At 59.0% G+C, this 23,705-nt stretch carries 23 protein-coding genes, 1 tRNA gene and 1 riboswitch; all 24 genes read left to right on the top strand.

Annotated elements, in window-relative coordinates; all coding sequences use genetic code 11:
- Nucleotides 1-360: SelB C-terminal domain-containing protein (locus RTK01_RS08980; RefSeq protein ID WP_312280653.1), on the top strand; the 360-nt coding region annotated here is incomplete at its 5' end.
- Between the two features lie 196 nt (nt 361-556).
- A tRNA-Sec gene (locus RTK01_RS08975) sits at nt 557-653 on the top strand.
- Between the two features lie 144 nt (nt 654-797).
- Nucleotides 798-1,706 (top strand): selenium metabolism-associated LysR family transcriptional regulator, encoded by a 909-nt coding sequence (locus RTK01_RS08970; RefSeq protein WP_312280652.1) that lies wholly within the window; start codon nt 798-800, stop codon nt 1,704-1,706.
- A 380-nt stretch (nt 1,707-2,086) separates the two neighbouring features.
- Nucleotides 2,087-2,172: riboswitch (glycine riboswitch) on the top strand.
- 53 nt (nt 2,173-2,225) lie between these two features.
- Complete coding sequence (locus tag RTK01_RS08965) at nt 2,226-2,639, top strand: GrdX family protein (RefSeq protein WP_312280651.1); 414 nt, start codon at nt 2,226-2,228, stop codon at nt 2,637-2,639.
- Nucleotides 2,640-2,663: 24 nt separating this feature from the next.
- Complete coding sequence (locus tag RTK01_RS08960) at nt 2,664-3,956, top strand: glycine/sarcosine/betaine reductase component B subunit (protein ID WP_312280650.1); 1,293 nt, start codon at nt 2,664-2,666, stop codon at nt 3,954-3,956.
- Between the two features lie 18 nt (nt 3,957-3,974).
- Complete coding sequence (grdB, locus tag RTK01_RS08955) at nt 3,975-5,279, top strand: glycine reductase complex selenoprotein B (RefSeq protein WP_312280649.1); 1,305 nt, start codon at nt 3,975-3,977, stop codon at nt 5,277-5,279.
- Between the two features lie 68 nt (nt 5,280-5,347).
- Nucleotides 5,348-6,289, top strand: a complete 942-nt coding sequence (trxB, locus tag RTK01_RS08950) for a thioredoxin-disulfide reductase (protein WP_312280648.1) — start codon at nt 5,348-5,350, stop codon at nt 6,287-6,289.
- Between the two features lie 14 nt (nt 6,290-6,303).
- Entirely contained in the window at nt 6,304-6,624 is a 321-nt protein-coding gene (locus RTK01_RS08945; protein WP_312280647.1) for a thioredoxin TrxA, read from the top strand.
- Between the two features lie 116 nt (nt 6,625-6,740).
- Nucleotides 6,741-7,211 carry a glycine/sarcosine/betaine reductase complex selenoprotein A gene (gene grdA, locus RTK01_RS08940; RefSeq protein WP_293009227.1) on the top strand — a complete coding sequence of 157 codons (471 nt, stop codon included), beginning with the start codon at nt 6,741-6,743 and terminating at the stop codon, nt 7,209-7,211.
- Nucleotides 7,212-7,723: 512 nt separating this feature from the next.
- Entirely contained in the window at nt 7,724-9,265 is a 1,542-nt protein-coding gene (gene grdC, locus RTK01_RS08935; RefSeq protein ID WP_312280646.1) for a glycine/sarcosine/betaine reductase complex component C subunit beta, read from the top strand.
- A 12-nt stretch (nt 9,266-9,277) separates the two neighbouring features.
- The gene (gene grdD, locus RTK01_RS08930) at nt 9,278-10,432 is read left to right on the top strand and encodes a glycine/sarcosine/betaine reductase complex component C subunit alpha (protein ID WP_312280645.1); all 1,155 of its coding nucleotides are present in this window, start codon (nt 9,278-9,280) and stop codon (nt 10,430-10,432) included.
- Nucleotides 10,433-10,443: 11 nt separating this feature from the next.
- Nucleotides 10,444-10,737, top strand: coding sequence for a hypothetical protein (locus tag RTK01_RS08925; protein WP_312280644.1), 294 nt, complete (start codon nt 10,444-10,446; stop codon nt 10,735-10,737).
- Nucleotides 10,738-10,974: 237 nt separating this feature from the next.
- Nucleotides 10,975-11,673 carry a cell division ATP-binding protein FtsE gene (ftsE, locus tag RTK01_RS08920; protein ID WP_293009220.1) on the top strand — a complete coding sequence of 233 codons (699 nt, stop codon included), beginning with the start codon at nt 10,975-10,977 and terminating at the stop codon, nt 11,671-11,673.
- The gene (ftsX, locus tag RTK01_RS08915; protein ID WP_312280643.1) at nt 11,660-12,547 is read left to right on the top strand and encodes a permease-like cell division protein FtsX; all 888 of its coding nucleotides are present in this window, start codon (nt 11,660-11,662) and stop codon (nt 12,545-12,547) included. The genes ftsE and ftsX overlap by 14 nt, the downstream gene beginning before the upstream one ends.
- 38 nt (nt 12,548-12,585) lie before the next feature.
- Complete coding sequence (locus RTK01_RS08910; protein WP_312280642.1) at nt 12,586-13,791, top strand: peptidoglycan DD-metalloendopeptidase family protein; 1,206 nt, start codon at nt 12,586-12,588, stop codon at nt 13,789-13,791.
- Between the two features lie 127 nt (nt 13,792-13,918).
- Nucleotides 13,919-14,641 carry a hypothetical protein gene (locus tag RTK01_RS08905; protein ID WP_312280641.1) on the top strand — a complete coding sequence of 241 codons (723 nt, stop codon included), beginning with the start codon at nt 13,919-13,921 and terminating at the stop codon, nt 14,639-14,641.
- A gap of 245 nt (nt 14,642-14,886) precedes the next feature.
- Nucleotides 14,887-15,654, top strand: coding sequence for an RNA methyltransferase (locus tag RTK01_RS08900; protein WP_312280640.1), 768 nt, complete (start codon nt 14,887-14,889; stop codon nt 15,652-15,654).
- Between the two features lie 13 nt (nt 15,655-15,667).
- Nucleotides 15,668-16,846 (top strand): DNA-processing protein DprA, encoded by a 1,179-nt coding sequence (gene dprA, locus RTK01_RS08895; RefSeq protein ID WP_312280639.1) that lies wholly within the window; start codon nt 15,668-15,670, stop codon nt 16,844-16,846.
- Nucleotides 16,847-16,890: 44 nt separating this feature from the next.
- Nucleotides 16,891-19,287, top strand: a complete 2,397-nt coding sequence (gene topA, locus RTK01_RS08890) for a type I DNA topoisomerase (protein WP_312280638.1) — start codon at nt 16,891-16,893, stop codon at nt 19,285-19,287.
- A gap of 66 nt (nt 19,288-19,353) precedes the next feature.
- Nucleotides 19,354-20,661 carry a methylenetetrahydrofolate--tRNA-(uracil(54)-C(5))-methyltransferase (FADH(2)-oxidizing) TrmFO gene (gene trmFO, locus RTK01_RS08885; RefSeq protein WP_312280654.1) on the top strand — a complete coding sequence of 436 codons (1,308 nt, stop codon included), beginning with the start codon at nt 19,354-19,356 and terminating at the stop codon, nt 20,659-20,661.
- A gap of 41 nt (nt 20,662-20,702) precedes the next feature.
- Nucleotides 20,703-21,734: a phosphate acyltransferase PlsX gene (plsX, locus tag RTK01_RS08880; RefSeq protein ID WP_312280637.1), complete on the top strand. Its 1,032-nt coding sequence runs from the start codon at nt 20,703-20,705 to the stop codon at nt 21,732-21,734.
- A 70-nt stretch (nt 21,735-21,804) separates the two neighbouring features.
- The gene (acpP, locus tag RTK01_RS08875) at nt 21,805-22,053 is read left to right on the top strand and encodes an acyl carrier protein (RefSeq protein WP_293009202.1); all 249 of its coding nucleotides are present in this window, start codon (nt 21,805-21,807) and stop codon (nt 22,051-22,053) included.
- A gap of 58 nt (nt 22,054-22,111) precedes the next feature.
- Nucleotides 22,112-22,786 (top strand): ribonuclease III, encoded by a 675-nt coding sequence (gene rnc / locus RTK01_RS08870; RefSeq protein WP_312280636.1) that lies wholly within the window; start codon nt 22,112-22,114, stop codon nt 22,784-22,786.
- A 339-nt stretch (nt 22,787-23,125) separates the two neighbouring features.
- Nucleotides 23,126-23,705, top strand: a 580-nt coding sequence (locus tag RTK01_RS08865) for an undecaprenyl-diphosphate phosphatase (protein WP_312280635.1), incomplete at its 3' end; no start/stop codon positions are given.

The following is a 23,705-nucleotide window of genomic DNA, read 5'->3' as shown; positions in this document are numbered from 1 at the left end:
TACCGCAAGGCTGGCATCGAGCCGCCGACCACCGAGGAGATGCTGGCTCAATTTTTGCAGGGAGAAGCCGCAGACGCAAAGCAGGTGCTGGACAGTGTACTTACCGGCGGGGAACTGGTGATGCTTTCCCCTCAGATTTGCCATCACAAAGACGCGTGGCTGCGGGCGCGGGGCGCGGTCCGGGACCACCTCGCGGAGCATGAGACGATCACGCTGGCGGAGCTGCGGGACGCGCTGGGGACCTCCCGGAAATACGCACTTGCGGTGCTTGAATATCTGGATCGTTTCCATGTGACGAAAAAGGAGGGCGACCTCCGCCGCCTTGCGGATAAAAGCTTTTTGGCGGATGACGGACTATAAGGCGGAAGCTGTGCTGCTTTCATATCCGCAGGGTGCAAACGCCTGATTTCACGGGACTTTGAGAGGCGTTTTTCCGCCAAAACGCCTGCCCCGAGCTGTCCATAAGACGGGGAGAAACGCGCTTGAGTTGGGTATTGCCATTTCACGAAGGACGTGCTACAATAGCGCCGTCGACCGTGGAAGCGGCGATTTTCGTGGGAGTAGATGGGTGCTGGTGTGCCCCCCGGTCTTCAAAACCGGTGAGGGTGGTGAAGAGCTGCCCAGGTGGGTTCGATTCCCACATATTCCCGCCAGGGGACGCCGCGCCAACGCGCGGCGTCCCCTTTTTCGGATATTTTGGAACAATTGGGTTAAAAAGAAGATTGATCAATGATTTTATCTCAAGCAAATTTTTGAGGATACGCGTAGCGGGAACCGCGCCCGCGAAAGGAGAATCCATGGATTTTCGGCAGTTGGAGGCGTTTTCCCGGGTGGTGGAAACAGGCAGCTTTTCCCGGGCCGCGGAGGCGCTGGGTGTGAGCCAGCCCACCGTCAGCTCCCATGTGACGGCGCTGGAGCGAGAGCTGGGCTTGACGCTCATTGCCCGCACCACACGGGAAGCTGGCCCTACGGAGGCGGGACGGCTTCTGTCTCAATATGCCGGGCAGATGCTGTCCCTGCGGCGGCAGGCGGACGAGGCCCTGCGCCGGTTTGCAACGGACTTGTCCGGCACGGTGGTCATTGCCGCGTCCACGATTCCGGGCCGGTATTTTCTGCCCCGTCTGTTTTCGGCGTTTCAAAAGCGGAACTCCGACGTGAAATTCGATCTGCGCATCACAGACAGTGCGGGGGCAGTGCGTCAGGTGACGGACCGGGAGGCGGAGCTGGGTTTTTGCGGCACGCTTCCCGGTGGCAAGTACGTTGCACGGGAGTTTGCCAACGATCAATTGGTGCTGGTGGTTCCCAATCTTCCCAAATACCGGGCCTGGCGCGACGAGGGGGTCTCCCTGCGCCGCGCCGCCCGTGAGCCTTTTGTGATCAGGGAGGAGGGAAGCGGCACCCGCCGGGAAACGGAGCTGTTTCTCCGGGCCATGGGCGTGGACCCCGCCAGCGTAAATATTGCCGCACAGGCATCCTCCAACGAGGAGGTGGAGCGGCTGGTGGAAGAGGGGATTGGCGTTGCCATTCTCTCCAAAAGCGCGGCGGAGGAACGGGAAAAGCTTTTGACGCTGGAGCTGCCCGGAATCCGGATTCGGCGCAAGCTCTATCTTCTCCGCCGGAAAAACAGCGTGCTTTCTCCCTCCGCGCAGGTGTTTTACAGCTTTGCCGAGGGATTTTACCTCCGCAGCCCTGAATCGACCTCTTAGAATTGTGCAAAACGTAGAAAAATATAGAATGATTTCACAAAAGCTACTGCAATCCGCTGATAAAATCACTGATAAACTGTGAAAAAATCAACAAAGCATAAGGATTTCAATGGAAAAAATCAGAAAATTCCAAATTGTTGGCTCCGTCAATTTGCTGAATTGGATTTATAGATAAAAATTATAAATCCCCTTTTTTTCTTGCGCCCCAAGAGATGTGGAGATTACAATGGGTATAAAGACGGGGCAAGTGTCCGGTTTGGAAAATTGAATGATTTGGATGACGGTTGCAGGAGATCTGCCCATTGGAGGCGGGGCCGAAGGTATAAGTATTGCTAGCTTGCCGGCGCGATATGAACATCTCAGGCGAAAGGACTGCAGCCCGACAACCCTCTGGAAAGCGAAAGCGCCGAAGGAGCAACCCGTATTTTGCGGGGAATCTCTCAGGTAAATCAACAGAGTCGGGCAGCACAGGTTTGTGCTGTCCGATTCTGTTTTTGCTTTGGAAAGGGGGACGAGGCTGTGATCAGCGAGCGGCAATATCTGATTCTTACAAATAATCCCCTGGTAAAAGCATGCATGGCCGAGCGATACGAAATTCTCTTTGCGGAGGAACTGACCCTTCGGGAAATTTTGGTGAAGGCGCGGGATATGGTGTATGCCGGGCATACTCTGTATACCCACCCTCTGGCCGGCAGCGTGAAGCCCAACGAAACGCCCTATAAATCCGTGGTGGTGTCCAAAACCTCTGGGGAATTTTCTGCGGAGCAGGCGGGACTGATTGCGGGCAGCATCGAGGTATGCGACAAGCTTACGCCCCGCCGCCGTACGCTTACGCAGAGCGTGCTGGAGGATTTCCAACTGATCGACTATACCCTGCTCTCCGGCGCTCTGGGCTTTGACGCTGCGGCAGGACTTAGTAACGCAGGCAAATAAAATGAAAAGAAGGAGGTGCTCACTTTGAAATTGGAATTGGGCTTTATCCAGATTCGGGACATTCAATTTTCAAAGGAATGCAAGGTAGAAAACGGAACGCTTTCCGTCAATGCCGATGAAGTCATGGATTTTATCTTCAAAGACGACGACGTGAAAGCCTGCATCAAGTCGGCGAGATTCGACATCGCAAGACCCGGCGAGAGCGTGCGCATTACCCCGGTGAAGGACGTGATCGAGCCTCGCGTGAAGGTGGAGGGCCCCGGCGGTGAATTCCCCGGCGTTATTGCCAAGGTGGATACCGTTGGCTCAGGAAAAACCCATGTGCTGAAGGGCATGGCCATTGTCACCGCGGGCAAGATCGTGGGCTTCCAGGAGGGCATTATTGACATGACCGGCCCCGGCGCGGACTATACCCCGTTCTCAAAGCTTTTGAATCTTGTGCTGGTGTGCGAGCCGATGGAGAGCGTCCATCAGCACGAGTACGAGCACGCCGTCCGCATGGCGGGCCTGCGGGCCGCCACCTTTGTGGGCGAGCTTGGCCGCGACGTGACCCCCGACGAGACTCGGGAGTTTGAGACCTACGGCGTGAAGGAGGGCATGGAAAAGCTCCCCGACCTTCCCCGGGTGGGCTATGTTCATATGCTCCAGAGTCAGGGCCTGCTCCACGACACCTATGTCTACGGCGTGGACGCGAAGAAGATTATCTCCACCCTGCTGAATCCCACCGAAACCATGGACGGGGCGATCATCTCCGGCAACTGCGTGTCCGCCTGCGACAAGAACACCACCTATCACCACCAGAACAACCCTGTGGTGGCGGACCTGTTCGAGCAGCACGGCAAGACCATTAACTACGTGTGCAACATCATCACCAACGAAAACGTGTATCTGGCTGATAAGCAGCGCTCTTCCGACTGGGCCTCCAAGCTTACCCGGCTGCTGGATCTGGACGGCGTGGTCGTCTCCGAGGAAGGCTTCGGCAATCCTGACACCGACCTGATTATGAACTGCAAAAAGACCGAGCAAAAGGGCATCCGCACCGTTTTGATTACCGACGAATACGCCGGGCAGGACGGCAAGTCTCAGTCCCTTGCGGACGCGGACGCCTTGGCCGACGCGGTGGTCACCGGCGGAAACGCCAATCAGGTGGTGATCCTTCCCAAGCTTGACAAGGTCATCGGGATGCTGGATTACGTGGACAAAATTGCGGGCGGGCACGTCGGGTCCCTGCGGCCGGACGGGTCCATCGAGGCGGAGCTTCAGGTCATTACCGGCGCTACCAACGAAATGGGCTTTAACCGCCTGAGCGCCAGATAAGGAGAGGAGGAGAAAAGCATGAGTTATCGCGTCGTACACTATATCAACCAGTTCTTTGCCAACATCGGCGGCGAGGAAATGGCCCATGTGCCGCCCGAGCTGCGGGAAGGCCATGTAGGCCCCGGCCTTGCCTTCAATCAGGCATGGAAGGGCGAGGCAGAGGTGGTGCAGACCATCGTTTGTGGCGACTCCTATTTTGCCGAACATGAAAAGGACGCCAAGGCACAGGTACTGGAATGGGTCAAGGCGGCAAAGCCGGACTTGTTTATCGCCGGTCCCGCCTTCAACGCCGGGCGGTACGGCTACGCCTGCGCCAACATCTGTCAGGCTGTTCAGGACGATCTGGGGATTCCCGTTCTCACCGGAATGTACGAGGAAAACCCCGGTGCGGATCTGCGCACCAAGGTTTTGATTGTCGCAACCACCAACAGTGCCGCCGGTATGCGCAAGGCCGCTCCCGCCATGGCAAAGCTTGCCATGAAGCTGATGCACGGCGAGGAAATCGGCGCTTCCTGCGAGGACGGGTATCTGCCCAACGGCATCCGCCGCAACTTCTTTGACAAGGAGCGCGGCTCCAAGCGGGCCGTGGATATGCTGGTGGCAAAGCTTTCGGGAAAGCCCTTTACCACCGAATATCCCATGCCATCCTTTGACCGGGTGGCCCCCAACAAGGCCGTAAAGGATTTGAGCCATGCAATTGTCGCCCTGTGCACCTCCGGCGGCATCGTCCCCAAGGGAAATCCGGACCATATCGAGTCCTCCAACGCCTCGCATTACGGCGAATACAACATTCAGGGCGTGGAGAAACTGACGGAGGAGACATACGAAACCGCCCACGGCGGCTACGACCCCGTCTACGCCAATCAGGACCCCAACCGCGTGCTGCCCGTGGATGTGCTGCGGGAGTTTGAAAGGGAGGGAAGAATCGGCAAGCTGCACGATGTCTTCTACACCACCGTGGGCAACGGCACCGCCGTGGCCTCGTCCAAAAAATTTGCCGCCGAATACGCGCAGAAGCTTCTTCAAGCCAACGTAAGCGCGGTCATTATGACCAGCACATGAGGTACCTGCACGCGTTGCGGTGCAACGATGGTAAAAGAGATTGAGCGGGCGGGTATCCCCGTTGTGCATATGTGCACGGTTACGCCGATCTCCATGACGGTGGGCGCAAACAGAATCGTTCCCACCATCGCGATTCCCCATCCCCTTGGAAACCCCGCGCTGGCCCACGAGGAAGAATACGCTTTGCGCAAAAAGCTGGTGGCCCGCGCTCTGGAAGCCCTGACCACCGAGGTGGAGGACCAGACCATTTTCGAGGTCTGACAAAAGTTGAACATCGCCTCCGGCGGCGGCCTGGCCGCCGCCGGGGAGCGAGCATGGGAGCGATAGCAATGAGCAAAACCTATGACGTAATTATTCTGGGCGCCGGCCCCGCGGGATTGGCCGCAGGACTGTATGCCGGGCGCAGTCGGCTGGATACCCTGATCATTGAAAAAGGGCAGGATGGCGGACAGATCGCGATTACCAGTGAAATTGAAAACTATCCCGGGCAGCTTTTGGAGGGGGAAACCGGCCCCTCGCTGGTGGCCCGGATGACGGAGCAGGCCAAAAAGTTCGGCGCGGAGCGGGTGAGCGACGTGATGAAGTCGCTGGATCTTTCCGGCGACGTGAAGAAGGTGACGGGAAACAAGGGCGAGTATCTGGCAAAAACCGTAATTCTCGCCACCGGCGCGTTTCCCCGGCCCATCGGCTGCAAAAACGAGGCCAAATTCTTGGGCAAGGGCATTTCCTACTGCGCCACCTGCGACGCCGCGTTTTTTGAGGATTTTGAGGTCTTCGTGGTGGGCGGGGGCGACTCCGCCGTGGAGGAGGCTATGTATCTCTCGAAATTCGCCCGGAAGGTCACAATTATCCACCGCCGGGAGGAGCTGCGGGCGGCCAAATCCATTCAGGAAAAGGCGTTTGCCAACCCCAAGCTGCACTTTATGTGGGATTCCGTGGTGGAAGAAGCGGACGGCGACGAGCTGCTGTCCAAGATGGTGATTAAAAACACCAAAACTGGCGAGCTGACTACCGTGGAGGCGGACGAGGAAGACGGGATGTTCGGCCTGTTCGGCTTCATCGGCCTGCTGCCCAATACAAAGCTGTACGAGGGTGCGGTAGATATGGAAAACGGTTATATCCGCACCGACGACAATATGCACACCAACCTCCCCGGCGTGTTCGCCGCAGGGGATTTGCGGGTGAAGAGCCTGCGGCAGGTGGTCACCGCAGCAGCAGACGGCGCGATTGCCGCCATGCAGGCGGAGCACTATACCTCAAATCTGAAGTAAAAGGAGCGAAGGATATGCTGGAACTGGATAAGGAAACCTTTGAAGCCGAAGTGCTTCAAGCCCCCGGCAAGGTCGTTGTGGACTTCTATGGAGACGGCTGCGTCCCCTGCGCGGCATTGATGCCCCACGTCCATGAGTTCGCGGAAAAGTATAGCGGCGACGGTCTGAAATTCTGCGCCCTGAACACCACCAAGGCCCGCCGCCTTGCCATCGGGCAGAAGATTCTGGGTCTGCCGGTAATTGCCGTGTATGAAAACGGAGAGATGATCGACTCCTGCGTGAAGGACGACGCAACGCCCGAAAACGTGGAGGCCATGATCAAAAAGTACGCCTGAGTCAGAAGCCCCGCCCTGCGGGGCCGGAAGCGTTTCAGGCTGCAAATTCAGGTAGCGGGCCGGAATCCCTGTTTGTCCGGCTGACTATAATCTTACAGAAAAGGAGGAACAGAAACATGGGTATCTTAGCGGGCAAGAAGGTTGTCATCATTGGCGACCGGGACGGCATCCCCGGCCAGGCCATCGAGGCTTGCGCCAAGAGCGCCGGCGCCGAGGTCGTGTTTTCCTCGACGGAGTGCTTCGTCTGAACGGCCGCTGGTGCAATGGATCTGGAGAATCAGAAGCGGGTTAAGGAATTCGCCGAGCAGTATGGCCCCGAGAACGTAGTCGTTCTTTTGGGCGCGTCTGAGGGCGAGGCTTCCGGCCTTGCGGCTGAAACGGTCACCAATGGTGACCCGACCTATGCCGGTCCATTGACAGGAGTCCAGTTGGGACTCAGGGTTTATCATGTGTGCGAACCTGAAATTAAGACGGAATTTGACGAGGCCGTCTACGAGGAGCAGGTGAGCATGATGGAAATGGTTTTGGACGTTGACGACATCGTCAATGAGATGACCAGCATTCGGGAGCAATACTGCAAGTTTTGATTCCGAAATCGGCGGGGGCGGCGGCAGAAGCCGCCGTCCCTCCGTTTTAAGAGAAGGCCCCGGCGGTCGCCGGGGAGAGGCGCGAAAGCGCCGCGCTTTTGCGTCTCTCCGCAGCGGCGGCCAAACGGCTTGGGAAACACGGAATGGCTTGAGGAAAAACGAAAAGTCACGGTAGAAATGAGACATATTTGACAAATTTGCAAATGATTTAGGGAAACGAAAGCAACTTGGGAAGGGAAGCTCAAGATTCTTAAAAATGCGAATCAAACCGAAGGAGAAGTGAAATTCTTCCACAAAGCACTCGACCAACCCTAAGCGCATGAGGCGTTACAGCGCAATTGGCGGCTGTCGCCTTTTATACGCGGCTGTCTGTAAATGCTCCGTCATACCTTGTAAGATATGCGCAGATACATTTAATAAAAGATTCTACTAATAAAAGATTCTACCAAAAGCCGGAGGACCGGGAACACCTAAAAATTGATTTGAAAGTGCAGAGAGGACGGTATTTTGCCATGAAAAGTGTCATCAAGGGCGCGGGCTACATTCTGGCCCACACGCCGGACATGGTGCTGCGCAGCGGCACCACCCAGACCACGGAGCGCATCGTCAACCCGGAGAGCGAGTATTTAAAGGCGCTGCCCGCCCACCTGCGGAGCTTTGAGCAGGCCCTGTCCTACTGGCCCAATCAGGTCTACATCGGCAACAAAACCCCGGCGGAGCTTGCCGCCGTGGAACAGCCGTGGTATGACAAGACCTGCGACGTAAACGGGCGCTTCGGCAAATTCGGCCAGATGATGCCGCAGGAGGAGTTTTTACTGCTGCTGCAAAGCTGCGACGTGTTCGACCTTGTGAAGCTGGATCGAGATTTTGTGGCCGCCCACAAGAGTGACATTGCCGCAAATCCCCTGATGGATGAGACGATTCTGGCCCGCATTCGTGACGGAATCGACGGCGCGGAGATTGCCCGTCTGGTGGAGCAGGAGCATTCCGAGGGGTTGTATCACCACGACAAATTGGTTGGATGCGTAAACCGCGCCCACGACATCGACGGAAACCTCTCCGCCCATGTGATGATGGAAAACTTGGTGTCCAAGGCGTCCTCCGTTCTGGCGTTGCTCACCGCCGTGAAAAACGCGGGAATTGAAAAGTCTCAGGTGGATTACGTCATCGACTGCGCGGAGGAAGCTTGCGGCGACATGAACCAGCGGGGCGGCGGCAACTTTGCCAAGGCCGCTGCGGAGATTGCGGGCCTTTCCGGGGCCACTGGCTCCGATCTTAGGAGCTTCTGCGCCGCTCCCGCTCACGCGATGATCGAGGCCGCCGCGCTGGTGCAGGCCGGGGCATATAAAACCGTGGTGGTCACCGCCGGGGGCTGCACGGCAAAGCTTGGCATGAACGGCAAGGACCATGTGAAAAAGGGCCTTCCCATTTTGGAGGATATGGTGGCGGGCTTTGCCGTGGTGGTCACGGAGAACGACGGCGTGAACCCTGAAATCAATCTGGAGCTGCTGGGCCGCCACAGCGTGGGCACCGGCTCCGCTCCTCAAGCGGTCATTTCCAGCCTTGTCACCGACCCGCTGGACCGGGCGGGCCTGAAAATCACCGACATTGATAAATACTCCCCCGAGATGCAGAACCCCGACATCACAAAGCCCGCCGGGGCGGGCGACGTGCCCCTTTCCAACTATAAGATGATCGCCGCGCTGGCGGTGAAGCGGGGAGAGCTGGAAAAGGCGGAGCTGGTGAACTTCACCGTGAAGCACGGCCTCACCGGCTGGGCCCCTACCCAGGGGCACATTCCCTCGGGCGTGCCTTATCTGGGCTTCGCCCGGGAGGAGCTGCTGGCAGGGGAGATCAGCCGGGTTATGATTGTGGGCAAGGGCTCGCTGTTCCTTGGGCGCATGACCAACTTGTTTGACGGCGTGTCCTTCGTCGTCCAGAAAAACGCCGGGGAGCAGGACGCTCAAGCGGGCGTGGGCGAGGAGCAGGTGCGGGACATGATTGCCAAGGCGATGAAGGAATTTGCGGCCACATTGCTGGCGCAGGCAGATTGAGTGAGGTGCGGCATGAGTAATCTTCAAAGAACCATCGCCAAAACCTTCTTGGAAATGGCCGAGGGGCTGGAAAGCGGCTCCTACGGGATTCGTCCCAAAATTGCGCTGACGGGAATGGGCAGCGAGCACGGCGAGGAAAACGCCATCGCCGCCGCCCAAATGGCGGCAAAGCGGGGCGTGGATGTGTACTATATCGGCACGCTGGAAGCCCCGGGCGTAACCACCGTGAAGGTTTCAGGCGAGGACGAGGGCCACAAGAAAATGGAGGAGCTGGTGGACAGCGGCGCGGTGGACGGGGCTGTGACCATGCACTTTCCGTTCCCCATCGGTGTGTCCACCGTGGGCCGGGTGGTGACCCCCGCCAAGGGCCGGGAGATGTTTATCGCCACTACCACCGGCACCTCCAGTGCCGACCGGGTGGAGGGAATGATTAAAAACGCGGTCTACGGCATCATTGCCGCCAAGGCCAGCGGTGTTGCCGACCCCACCGTGGGAATCCTGAACGTGGACGGCGCGCGCCAGACGGAAACTGCCCTCCGCCAGCTTCAGGCGGGCGGGTATTCCTTCCGGTTTGCGGAGTCTGCCCGGTCCGACGGGGGCGCGGTGCTGCGGGGAAACGATGTACTTCAAGGCACGTCGGACGTGCTGGTAACGGACCCCCTCACCGGAAACGTCCTCATTAAAATGCTCTCGGCCTACACCACCGGCGGCAGCTTCGAGTCCAGCGGGTATGGCTATGGCCCCGGCATTGGAAAGGGCTATGAAAAGCTGATTTTAATTATTTCCCGTGCTTCCGGTGCGCCGCTGATTGCAAGCGCGCTGGAATTTGCCGCTCAGCTTGTGCGGGGTAAGGTATTCGACGTGGCGAAAGAGGAATTTACCAAGGCGGAAAAGGCTGGCCTAAACAAGCTTTTGGAGGCCCGGAAAACCGCTTGCCTCAAGCCCGCCGCGGAGACGGAGGAAGTGAAAGCCCCGCCCGCCGAGCCGGTGACTGCCAGCATCGCGGGCATCGAGGTGATGGATTTGGAGGATGCGGTGCGCGTGCTGTGGAAGGCGGGGATTTACGCCGAGAGCGGCATGGGCTGCACAGGCCCGCTGGTGATGATGAGCGAGGCCAACAGCGAGCGGTCTATGGAACTTCTGAGAAAGGCCGGCTACGTGGGCTGAGGGGGAAGAAAATGAAAGTCAACGACCTGATTGAAAAGTGCGAGAAGGAGTTAAGCTGGGACAATTTGGTGGACCTTGTGGCAAACCACAACCGGCAGGTGGATTTGCTTTTCGCCGAAAAGCAGACCGACGAGGACGGCTATCTCACATGGGATGCGGAAAACTGGACCTCGGTGGACGGCAAGCGGTTCATCCGCAGCTATTCTCTGGAGGGCCGGGCCCTGTCCGACTATTCCGGGTACAACAAGTACGACATGAAGGGCTGTTTTCAGCCCGAATCGGCAAAAGAGGTGCGGCTAAACTAAAGCCGCGGATCAGGGAGGACGGCACAAGCCGTCCTCCTTTTTTGCGGGGCGGAAGACCAGAAAAAGAGGGCGATACGGAAAATGCTGTGCGTCCGGGAATTTTCCGGATACATTTCATATTTTCACTTGCATGATGGGGAAAAAGCATATATAATACAATCGATTGTAGATTTATGTCTACCATCCCAGAAAATTGGAAATTCCGGCGGTCCTGCCGGATCGGAGCGAGGTGCGTATATGATCCGTCTGAAGGACGTGGAAATGGAATATGACAACGGCACGCAGGCCATCCGGGGCATTACACTCACCATCGAGGACGGCGAGTTCATCTTTTTGGTTGGGCCCTCCGGCGCGGGTAAATCGACAATTATCAAGCTGCTTACGGGGGAGGTGGAGCCCACTCGGGGCCGGGTGATGATCAACGGGTTTTCCGTCAGTAACATCACCGACAAGCAACTGCCCTTGATGCGGCGGACCGTGGGCGTGATTTTTCAAGATTTCCGCCTGATTGAGAAGAAAACGGTGTATGACAATCTGGCGTTTGTCATGCGGGCTGTGGGTATGGGGGAGAAGGAGCTGCGCAAACGCATTCCCTATGTATTGAAGCTGGTGGGGCTGGATGAAAAGGCTTCCCATTTCCCCACGGAGCTTTCCGGCGGCGAGCAGCAGCGGGTTGCCATCGCCCGGGCACTGGTGAACAACCCCACCACCATTATTGCAGACGAGCCCACCGGCAATCTGGACCCGGACCGGTCGCTGGAACTGATGCGGCTGTTGGTAAAAATTAACACGCTGGGGACCACCGTGGTGGTGGTTACCCACGAAAAGGATCTGGTGGACCGCTTTGAAAAGCGTGTCATCACCATCGACGGCGGCCGTATCATCAACGATTCCGTAGGGCGCTATGTGGGAGGACATATCCATGGGAAGGCATAATTTCCGCTATTTTTTCCACGAGGGCGTTTCCAATATGTTCAGCCATGGATTTATGTCCTTTGCGGCCGTGGGCGTCACTGTGGCCTGCCTTTTGATTATGGGCACGTTTTCTCTGGTGGCGGTGAATGCCAACCAGCAGCTTCTGGATATGGAGCGGGACAACGAAATCCTCGCGTATGTGGACGAGAGCTACACCACCCAGCAGGCACGGCTGCTCCAGAGTAAGATTGAGGCCCAGCCAAACGTGGCCTCCGCCACCTTCATCACAAAGGAAGAGGCCACCAAGAACTTTCAGGAGAAATACACCGACGAGTCGGCGTTTCAGGATCTTGACCCGGAAATTTTCCGGGATCGATTCGCCGTAAAAACCGTGGACATCCGGCTGACGGGAGAGACGAAGGCTGCCGTGGAGAAGGTGGAGGGCATTGCGGAAGTCACTGCCTACGAGGAGTTTTCCGACGGGCTGATTACCGTGCGGAACATCGCCACGGTGGTGTGCGTGACGCTGATAGTGATTTTGCTTGTGGTGTCCGTGTTCATCATGTCCAACACCATCAAGCTCACCACCTTTGACCGGCGGGAGGAAATTGCCATCATGCGCATGGTGGGCGCCACCAACGGTTTTATCCGCTGGCCCTTTGTATATGAGGGCTTTATGCTGGGCACCACCGGCGCGGTGGCGGCCTTCCTGCTGCAATGGACGCTGTATGAGGCCGTGGCCCAGGGGGTTGAGAGCAGCGATACGCTTCAGCTTATCAACGTGATGAGTTTTGGGGAGCTTTGGCTTCCTGTGGCGGCCACGTTTTTGGTGGCCGGAATTGTCGTGGGCGTGGGAGGCAGTCTGTCCGCCATCCGGCGGTTTTTGCAGGTGTAAGCCGTGCCTTACGAAACATGCGGAAGGGTGGAACATTGATGAGACGGATGAAGCGCTTCACGGCGGGCTTGATGGCTCTTTTGATAATCTCCACTGCGGTGCTGCTGCCCCAGCCTGCGGCCGCCGTGAAGCAGGCGGATATCGACGCGCTGAAAACCAGCGCTACCGATTTGAACAAGCAGAAAAAGGAATTGAAGGCAAAGCTTTCGGCCCTTTCTAATGACAAGGCGCAGGTCATGAAGAAGAAGGAGCTGCTGGATCAGCAGATTGCCGTGCAGGTAAAGGAAATCGGCAACGTGGAGACGCAGATTTCCACCTATGCCGCCCTGATTACCCAGACTCAGGCGGAGCTGGCCGACGCGCAGGAGCGGGAAGCTGCTCAGTACGAGTTATTCTGCCGCCGGGTGCGGGCCATGGAGGAGGGGGGGACCGTCAGCTATTGGTCCGTCCTCTTTAAGGCCGACAGCCTTACGGACCTTCTGGACCGGCTGAACGCGGTGAATGAAATTATGTATGCGGATCAGGCGGTGATTGACCAGCTCAAGGCCCTTCAGGAGGAAATTTCGGAGAAGGAAGCCCAGCTTACCGCGTCCAAAGCCGACGCGGAGGCAGCAAAGAAAGAGCTTGTGTCCAAGAAATCCGAACTGGAAGCCCAGCGTGCGGAGGCCAACGACCTGATTCGCCAGCTTGCCAGCGACCAGAACGAGACGGAGGCCGAGATCGACGGTCTTGCCGAAGAGCAGGAGTCCATCCAGAAAGAAATTCAAGAGCTGAGCCGCAAGCTTGCGGCGGAGCAGGCCGCAGCCAACGGAGGAAAGCCCTCCAACGCAGCTCTTGGCGGCTATATCTGGCCGGTGGACAGCCGGTATATCACCTCCACCTTTGGTGGACGCTCGTCTCCGGGGGGCATCGGCTCCACAAACCACAAGGGAGTTGACATCGGACGGGTGGGCTATACCACCACCATCCACGCCGCCAAGGCGGGCACCGTGATTGTGGCCCAGCGCTCCAGCTCCTACGGCAATTACGTGGTCATTTCCCACGGCGGAGGCAACACCACCCTGTATGCCCATATGAGCAGCCTTGGAACCACCGCCGGGTCCTATGTGAATCAAGGCGATTCTATCGGTGTTACCGGCTCCACCGGCAACTCCACCGGGCCGCACCTCCACTTTGAGATTTCAGAAAACGGCGTGCGCATCAATCCACTGAATTATCTCACAGGTTATTCTCTCTCCCGCTGATTTCTCAGCATAAGAAGTCCTCCTGTCCCATAGGAATGGGACGGGAGGGCTTTTCGCCTGCCGAAGCGATTTGCTACGGCACGGAAGGGCCGCTCCGAGTTTCCCACGGGAGGGCAGGGAGGTTGACATGATTGGATTTGTGGCATGGACGGAGGAAAAAGCGCCCCGCAGGGCGGGTGAATCTGCGATTTTACGAATGCGGTTTCTGGAAGCGCGGTTACTTCGCCGGAAAAATACTCCGGCTGCCGTTTTGCGCCGCAGGGCGGCGGGGGCCGCGAAAAAGCTTCAAAAAGTGGGCGTTACCCGTGCGGTATTTCCGGAGGCGTTTCCCTATGAGGCAATTTTTGCGAAATACGGTGTGCTTCCCGTTGAAGTGACGCGCTTGTACCGCAGTATCGCCGGGGAGTGGCTTCGGGCTGAGCTTGCAAGCCGGGAAATTTCAGGGGCAACCAGAGTGGCGGTGTGCGCCGACTATCTTACGGGAGAACTGGTCCGGGCGGTGACGGAACTGAGTCTGCGTTATCGCTATGTGCTGCTGGACATTCCGGACGGCGGGGAAGAGCTGGCCCGCCAGCTTCGGCGGGAATTTGGCGTGTCGCTGCTGCTGCGTCCCGCCCCGGCGCAGTTGGAAGCGGCGGAAGCGCTGCTGCTGTTCGCGCCCAGGCCGGAGCTGCACTGCGCCGTGACCTTGCCGCTGTACGACGGCGCGCCGATCCCTGCGTATGTAACTCTAAACGTCCCTGTTCAGGCGGAACGGATGCCCCATGGCTGCCGCCGTGACCAGTTGTTTGCCGCCTTATGTTCTGCCGGCGCGCTGCGGGCGGAGCAGATTGAAGTGCGGGTGAGCTGACCGTCCGCCCGGTTGGAGCTGGAACCGGCGCCAACCGGGCGAGGCCTGTCGTATTTTGATGCAGCCGGGATTTTTCGGGGCTTTTCAGTGGCGTTAGAGCGGCAAAAAACCCCATTTAGGCGCAAAATCGTTGACTTGAATTGTTTGACGGCGTATGATATACTCACTTTCACATCAAAATCCGGGGCCTACCTATTTAATGTATCGGCTGCCCGTTTTGAAATTTGAGGGTGAGGAGCGGGGCCGTGGAGCGAATTTCAAGCAGAAAAAACCCTCTCTGCCTGAAGCTGAAAAAGCTGGCGGCAGACGGCGCATTTCGCCGGGAGACAGGCCTCTTCCTCTGCGACAGTCCAAAGCTTGTGGAGGAGGCTCTCCGCTGGGCAGACCAGACGGTGGACACCGTGGTGACCACACCGGGGCGGGCCTTGGATGGCCTGCCGCCCTCCGTCCGGACGGTGGAGGTGACGGAGGACGTGATGGAATCCATCGCTCCCAGCAAAACGCCCCAGGGCGTGTTGGCCATTTGCCGGATGCGGGAGACGGTCCTGCCAGAAACGCTGGATGGCAGGCGCTACGTGGTGCTGGACGGAGTGCAGGACCCCGGCAACGTGGGCACCATTCTCCGTACGGCGGACGCCTTTTGGGCGGACGGGCTGTTTTTGGTGAACGGCTGCGCCGACCTCTACCATCCCAAAACCCTGCGGGCCGGTATGGGCGCGGCGTTTCGCTGCCCGGTGTGGACCTGCGGCGCGGCGGAAGTTACCGCACTGCTGCATAAAAGCGGCATTCCGCTGTACGGCGCGGCTCTGCAATCGGATACGCGGGACATTCGGGATTTGGACTATACCCGTGCCGCCGCCGCCATCGGCAGCGAGGGCCGGGGCCTTTCTCAGGAAATGCTTGCTCTTTGCACCGCCACGGTAAAAATCCCCATGAATGAGCGCTGCGAGTCCCTGAATGCGGCGGCGGCCGCCGCCGCGCTGCTGTGGGAGATGGCCCGGGGCCGGGGATAGAGGAGGGACGGACATGTCCATGCTGAAATACTGGGTCTGGCTTTCCCGGCTGGAAGGCGTCGGCAGTCAGACGAAGCTCTCGCTTCTGGAGCGCTTTCCCACGCCGGAGGATATTTACTGCGCCGACCGGGATGAGCTGTTGCTTACGGAGGGAATCTCCCGCCGTGAAGCGGAGGTTTTGGGGAAGAAGGATTTGGCGGAAGCGGACCGGATTCTGGCGAACTGTGAGCGTCTGGGCCTGCATTTGCTGACGCTCCATGACGCGGCCTATCCCGTCCGCCTGCGCAGTATTTACGACCCGCCCTGCCTTTTGTACATCCGGGGCAGGCTTCCCGCGGTGGACGAGCTGCCCGCCGTCGCCGTGGTGGGGACGCGGAAGGCTTCGCCCTACGGCATCCGCTGCGCGGAGGATTTGTCCTTCGGCCTTGCGGAGGCAGGAGCGGTGGTGGTCACGGGCTTGGCCCGTGGCATCGACTCCGTGGCCGCGCAGGGCGCGCTTCGGGCGGGCGGCTTGGTGATCGGTGTGCTGGGCGGCGGAATCGACGTGATTTACCCAAGGGAAAACGGGTGGCTGTATGAAGACGTGGCCGCCGCGGGCTGTCTTGTTTCCGAGTATCCGCCGGGTGCGGAGACGCTGCCCGGTCATTTTCCCATCCGTAACCGCATTATCTCCGGCCTGAGCGTGGCTGCACTGGTGGTGGAAGCCCCGACTCGCAGCGGCGCGCTGATTACCGCCGGAATGGCACTGGATCAGGGGCGGGACGTATTTGCCGTCCCCGGTCCCATTTACGCAGAAAACAGCAAAGGCTGCAACCGCCTGATTCGGGACGGAGCTATGGTGGCGGCGGAGCCGTGGGACATTCTGCGGGAGTATGAGGCGCTGTTTCCGGGTAAACTGCGCGGGCAGACCCGTGCCGCACCGCCGCCCCCGGAAAAGCAGCCGGGTCAGCCCGTGGAGGCGGCAATTCCCGCCTTGCCCGTCCTCTCCGCCAAAGACGCGGGGCTGACCGACGATCAGATTCTGATTTTGCAGACGCTGACGGAGGAGCCTATGGCGGTGGACGATTTGGCGGAGCTGACAGAGCTGCCTGTGCGGCGGGTACTCTCGGCCCTCACCATGTTGGAAATCGACGGATTTGTAACCCAGAGAGAGGGCAAGCGGTATGTCCGCGTCGTGACCCTCACCCCATAAATTTTTGATCACAACTCAACTCCCGCAAAGTTTTGGAGGTAACTATGGCAAAGCAAAGCCTGGTCATCGTGGAATCTCCCGCGAAGGCCAAGACCATTGAAAAATATCTGGGAAAGGATTTCCGCGTAAAGGCATCCATGGGCCATTTGCGGGATCTGCCCAAGAGCACGCTGGGCGTGGATGTGGAGCGAGATTTTGATCCGGTGTACCAGCCCATCAAGGGCAAGGAGGACATCATTGGAGACTTGAAAAAGTCCGCCAAGTCCGCCGACACCGTGTATCTCGCAACCGACCCCGACCGGGAGGGCGAAGCGATTTCCTGGCACTTAAAGCAGCTTTTGAACCTGCCGGATGACAAAACCCGCCGGGTGACCTTTAACGAGATTACCAAAAAAGTAGTGCAGGAGTCCATTCAGCGGCCCCGGGACATCGACCAGAATCTGGTGGACGCCCAGCAGGCCCGGCGTATTCTGGACCGCATCGTGGGCTATCAGCTCAGTCCCCTTTTGTGGAAGAAAATCCGCCGGGGCCTTTCCGCCGGGCGGGTCCAGTCCGTGGCAACCCGGATGGTGGACGACCGGGAGCGGGAGATCGAGGCCTTTCAGCCTGAGGAATACTGGACGCTGGACGCGTTTTTGCGCACCGACGACGGGAAGAAGACGGAATTTACCGCCCATTACCACGGCAGAGACGGCAAGAAAGTCGAGCTGAAATCCGCGGACGAAGTGGAGTCCGTGGTGGAGGAGACCAAGAATCAGGCGTTCGCGGTCAAGTCCGTGAAGCGGACGGATAAGCAGCGCAGCCCCTCTCCGCCGTTTACCACTTCCACCCTCCAGCAGGACGCGTCCCGAAAGCTGAGTATGACCCCCCGGCGCACCATGGCCATTGCCCAGCAGCTCTATGAGGGCGTGGACATCGCGGGCGAGGGCGCGGTGGGTCTGATCACTTATATGAGAACCGATTCTCTGCGTATCAGCGAGGAAGCGCAGGCGGCCGCCAAGAGCTTCATTCTCAGCCGGTACGGAAAAGAATACTACCCCGCGCAGGTTCGCCACTATAAGGCCAAGGCCAACGCACAGGACGCGCATGAAGCCATCCGTCCCAGCAGCGTGGAGCTGACGCCGGAGCAGGTGAAGGGCGACCTCACCGGGGAGCAGTATCGGCTATACAAGCTGATTTGGAGCCGCTTTTTGGCAAGCCAGATGGAAAACGCCGTGTACGACAGCGTGTCCGTGGACATTGCCGCCGGAGAGCACATTTTCCGCGCCACCGCCTCGGGCCTGAAATTTGCGGGCTACACCGCCGTTTACGAAGAGGGCAAGGACGAGGAAAAGGAAGAAAAGGAATCTCCCCTGCCTGCCCTGAGGGAGGGAGAGGCATTGGGCCTGAAGGAGTTCCGCAGGGATCAGCACTTCACCCAGCCCCCCGCCCACTATACTGACGCAACGCTGATTCGCGCCATGGAAGAGCAGGGCATTGGCCGCCCCTCCACCTACGCGCCCACCGTTTCTACTATCCTTGACCGGGAATATGTGGTGAAAGAAGGCAAATACCTCAAAATCACCAACCTTGGCCGGGTGGTGACGGATTTGATGAAGCAGCGCTTTTCCGACATCGCGGATTTGCAGTTTACCGCCCACATGGAGCGGAAGCTGGACTCTGTGGAGGAGGGAATGACCCCGTGGAAGGGTGTTTTGCGGGAGTTTTACGGCGATTTTGAACAGAGCCTGAAAGACGCGGAAACAGCGCTTGAAGGGACCCGTATCAAGGTGCCCGACGAAGTGAGCGAGGAAATCTGCCCCGAATGCGGGCGAAATCTGGTGGTAAAGTCCGGGCGGTTCGGGCGGTTTTTGGCATGCCCGGGCTATCCCGATTGCAGCTTCACCATGCCGCTGGTGGTGGTGATGCCGGGCCGCTGCCCCAAGTGTGGCGGGCGGATTATGAAGCGCTCCGGCGTGAGTAAGAAGTCTGGCAAGCAGTATAATTACTATTGCTGTGAGCACCGCAGCGCCAAAGATGAAGCCGCCAAGTGCGACTTTATGACATGGGACGTGCCGGTGAAGGACGACTGCCCCGTATGCGGGCAGACCATGTTCAAGCGGTCCGGGCGGGGGTATAAGCGGCCCTATTGCGTCAACCCCGCCTGCTCCAACTTCTTGCCGGAGGACCAGCGGGGCTATCCCAAGAAAACTACCGACGAGGGCGGAGAGTCTGCCGGGGAAGCTGCGGACGCCGAAAAGAAGCCCGCCGCGAAGAAACCGGCTGCAAAAGCAGCCGCGAAAAAGCCTGCGGCAAAGAAAACGGCGGCTAAGAAAACAACCGCGAAAAAGCCCGCCTCCAAAAAGACGGCGGCAGGAACTGCCGCTGCCAAAAAGAAGGCCCCGGCGAAAACTGCGAAAAAGCCAGCCGGGAAAAAGGCCGTCTCCGACGAAGAAATCTGATTTGCCCCGCGCCATATCGGCGCGAAGCGCCCCACGCGGGGGCCGGGCATGCGAAAGGACACACGTATGAACGTATCGGTCATCGGAGCGGGCCTTGCCGGGAGCGAAGCCGCCTGGCAGCTGGCCCGCCGGGGCGCCCATGTGACGCTTTTGGAGATGAAGCCGCAAAAGAAAAATCCTGCCCATGTGACGGACGATTTCGCGGAGCTGTGCTGCTCCAATTCCTTGCGCAGCGACCAGTTGGAAAACGCTGCGGGCCTTTTGAAGGAAGAACTGCGGCGGCTGGGGTCGCTGGTGATTGCCTGCGCCGACGAAACCCGGGTGGAGGCAGGCGGTGCGCTGGCGGTGGACCGTCAGGGCTTTTCCGCGCTGGTGACAGAGCGGATTAAGGCATGTCCCAATATCACCGTGGTTCCCGGCGAGGTGACGGAGCTGCCGGAGGGCGAGGTGCTGGTTGCCTCCGGCCCCCTGACCTCCGACACGCTGGCGGAGCGCCTGCAAGCGCTTCTGGGCACGGACACCGACCTGCATTTTTACGATGCCGCCGCGCCGTTGATTTCAGCGGACAGCGTGGACATGGACCATGCGTGGCTGGGGTCCCGCTACGGAAAAGGCTCTGCGGATTATGTCAACTGCCCTATGACGAAAGAGGAGTACGACGCGTTCTGGCAGGCCATCACCGCCGCCGAGGAGGCGCCGGTTCACGGGTTTGAGGACCAGAAGGTCTTTGAGGGCTGTATGCCCGTGGAGGTCATGGCCCGCCGGGGTCATGACACGCTGCTTTACGGCCCGCTGAAGCCCCGGGGGCTGGACGATCCCCGCACTGGGCGCTGGCCCTATGCGGTGGTGCAGCTTCGCCGGGACAATGCCGACGGCAGCGTTTACAATCTGGTGGGATTCCAGACCCATTTGAAATTTCCGGAGCAGAAGCGGGTGTTCTCCATGATTCCCGCCTTGCATCGCGCGGAGTTTTTGCGCTACGGCGTAATGCACCGCAATACATTTTTGGACTCGCCCCGTCTGCTGGATCGGTATTATCGGCTGAAAAAGGAGCCGCGTGTTACATTTGCCGGGCAGATGACCGGGGTGGAGGGCTATGTGGAGTCCTGCGCCAGCGGGTATCTGGCGGCGGTGGAGCTGACGCGCCGCCTGCGGGGACTGCCGCCTTTGGACTTTCCCCGGGAAACCGCCATCGGCGCGCTGGGGCTGTATGTCTGCGATCAGTCGGTGGTCCGGTTCCAGCCCATGAACGTCAACTTTGGCATCATGCCGCCTTTAGACCATCGGGTCAAGGGAAAGCGGGATAAAAACACGGAGATTTCCCTTCGGTCGCTGAACATCATAGATGGCCTGCGGGAAGAGGCGCTCCGTTAGAGAGATTTTGCGCCCGCGGGCGCGGCGAAAGGGATGGCTGCATGAAAATCATCGTGGATGCAATGGGCGGGGACAACGCCCCGGTTGAAATTGTGAAGGGCGCGCTGGCGGCCCACAGAGCCTACGGCACGGAAATCGTGCTGGTGGGTCGGGCGGCGCAGGTGCTGGGGGCCGTGGAGGGCTGCGGTGAAAAGACCCTGCCTGCCGGGGTGCAGATTAAGGACGCGTCGGAGGTGGTGGAAATCGCCGACGACCCCGCCACGGCGTTTAAAAAGAAGAAGGACTCGTCTCTCACCGTGGGACTGAACATGCTGAAGGAGGGTCTGGGAGACGGGTTTGTCTCCGCCGGGTCCACCGGGGCGCTGCTGGCCGGGGCGACGCTTGTGGTAAAGCGCATCCGGGGCGTGCGCCGGGCGGCGCTGTGCCCGCAAATCCCCGTGCTGGGGGGAAAGGCCGTGCTGTGCGACGCGGGGGCCAACGCGGAGTGCACGGCGGAGTATCTGCTGCAATTTGCGTTCCTCGGCAGTTTGTACGCGCAGAAGGTCATGGGCGTGGAGCGTCCCCGTGTGGGTCTTTTGAACATCGGCGCGGAGAGCGAAAAGGGCGACGCTCTGCGCCATGAAACTTATACCGTGCTGGAGGAGACGGCCCGCGCGGGCCGTTTGAACTTCATTGGAAACATCGAGGCATCCGACGCTATGCTTGGCGGGGCGGACGTGATTGTGGCGGACGGTTTTACCGGAAATGTGATGCTTAAATCTCTGGAGGGGACGGCGAAGCTCATGTCCAAGGAGCTGAAAGGTCTGTTTCTGTCCGGGACCAAGACAAAGCTGGCCGCGCTTTTGATGAAGGATAAGATGGCGGAATTCAAGCGGATGATGGACCCCGGAGAGGTGGGTGGAACGCCGTTTCTTGGCATTACCAAGCCGGTGATCAAGGCCCACGGCGGGTCCGACGCCCGGGCAATCCAGAACGCGGTGCGCCGCGCGGCGGAATTTGCCGCAAGCGGGTTTATTGCCGATGTGGAGGCAAATGTTGCGCAGATGCAGATGGATCTGGCGGAAAAAATCTGATACCCTATTGACAGATATGCGGCGCTGCCGTATGATTACTCCAACAATTGTGACCTGAGGAGTGACTGGTATGTCGAATGAAGAGGTATTTCAGACAATGCGTGATCTGGTGGCCGAGCAATTTGCCAAAGAGGCCGACGAAGTAAGCATGGAGACTTCCTTTGAGGAGGATCTGGGCGCGGATTCCGTGGACCTGGTGGAGCTGGTGATGGCCATGGAAGAGGCGTTTGACGTGGGCGAAATTCAGGAGGACGATCTGAGCGAGCTGAAAACCGTGGGGGATGCTGTCCGCTATATCGCCGCAAAACTGAACAGATAAGAGAGGAAAACCCCGCTCCGAGCGGGGTTTCCTTTTGGGAGAGAGTGGGTGCGCTTTTATGAAGGAACTGGAGAAAAAACTAAATTATGCCTTTCGAACTTTGCCGCTGCTGGAGGAGGCGCTGACCCACAGCTCCTACGCCAACGAGCATCGGGGCCGGAAGATGAACAGCAACGAGCGGCTGGAATTTCTGGGCGACTCGGTGCTGGGCTTTGTGACGGCTGAGTTTTTATTTTTGCAGCATCCTGACCTGCCGGAGGGGGACTTGACCCGTATTCGGGCGGCTTTGGTATGCGAGCAGAGCTTGTACGAGGTGGCGCGGAAGCTGGAGCTGGGCCGTTATCTGCGGCTGGGAAAGGGCGAGGAAACCGGCGGGGGCCGAGAGCGGACCTCCATTTTGGCGGACGCCACCGAGGCGGTGTTTGCCGCCGTATATCTGGACGGCGGGATTCAGGCGGCCTCCGCACTGATTCATCGGTGCCTTCTGGACGCAGAGTGTGAGGAAGCCGTGGAGGAACGGCGGCGGGACTTTAAGACGGAACTTCAGGAACTGATTCAGCGCAAGCCGGATCAGACCCTTGTCTACCGCATGGTGGCCGAGCGCGGCCCCGACCACGACAAGACCTTTGTGGCAGAGGTGCTGCTCAACGGCGCGGTGGCGGGCGAGGGCGGCGGCCACAGCAAGAAGGAGGCGGAGCAGTCCGCCGCCCGGGCCGCTTTAGAGAAGCTATAAAAGCCGGTTTCTAATAACTGTGAAAAGAACATACGGGGCGGCGGGGCAACCCGCCGCCCCGGCTTGCCCAATGCCTCCGAAAAGATTTCCGAAGCGTTCAGATGGGGATTCGGAGGGGTGGCAAAGAAGCGCCCAAGAGGTTCTCCGTGAATTCTCTGGATGCGACTGCCAAGACAAGGTGTAAATATGACTGGAATTTTTCGGACCGGCGTGGTATACTTATAATTCAAAATGGGCTTTCAGGCGGCGCATAAAAACGGCGCTCCGGAGAGCCGCCCTCCCGCGGGCAGCGCGGGAATTAGAAAGAAACGTTCCCACACATAGAAGGAGAGTGAGCTTTTGTCACTGCTGACATCTGTCGTCCTGGGGCTGATTCAGGGCGTGTCGGAATTCCTGCCCATATCCAGCTCCGGGCATCTGGCCATCGCGGAATATTTGCTGGGAGAGGCGGGCGTCGGAACCCCACCGGACTTTTTTGACGTGCTGCTGCACATGGGCACGCTGGCCGCCGTGTTTGCGGCCTATTGGGATGATATCAAGGCCATGGTGCGGGAACTGTTCCTCGGAGTGGGGGATTTGGTCCACCGCACCACGCCCACGCCATTGCCTCCGGCCCGGCGGATGATTTTTCTGATTATCGTGGGAACCCTACCGCTGTTCGCGGTGCTTCCCATAAAGGATTGGATTGAAGGATTGTCGGACAATATTTACGTTGTGGCGGGAGCCTTGCTCGTTACGGGCTGCCTGCTGTTTGCCAGCGACCGGGTGCGCCGGGGGCGCAAGGCCGAGCGCAGCGCCACCGTGCTGGATGTGCTGCTGGTGGGCATTGCGCAGGCTGTGGCCACTTGCCCGGGGCTTTCCCGCTCCGGAACCAACATTTCCGCCGGAAGCTGCCTTGGCTTCGAGCGGGAGTTTGCCG

Source organism: Oscillibacter sp., from assembly GCF_031978065.1.
In the GTDB taxonomy this organism is placed as follows: Bacteria; Bacillota; Clostridia; order Oscillospirales; family Oscillospiraceae; genus Oscillibacter.
The sequence above is the reverse complement of the archived record's forward strand: the minus strand, read 5'-3'. Positions and strand labels throughout refer to the sequence as shown.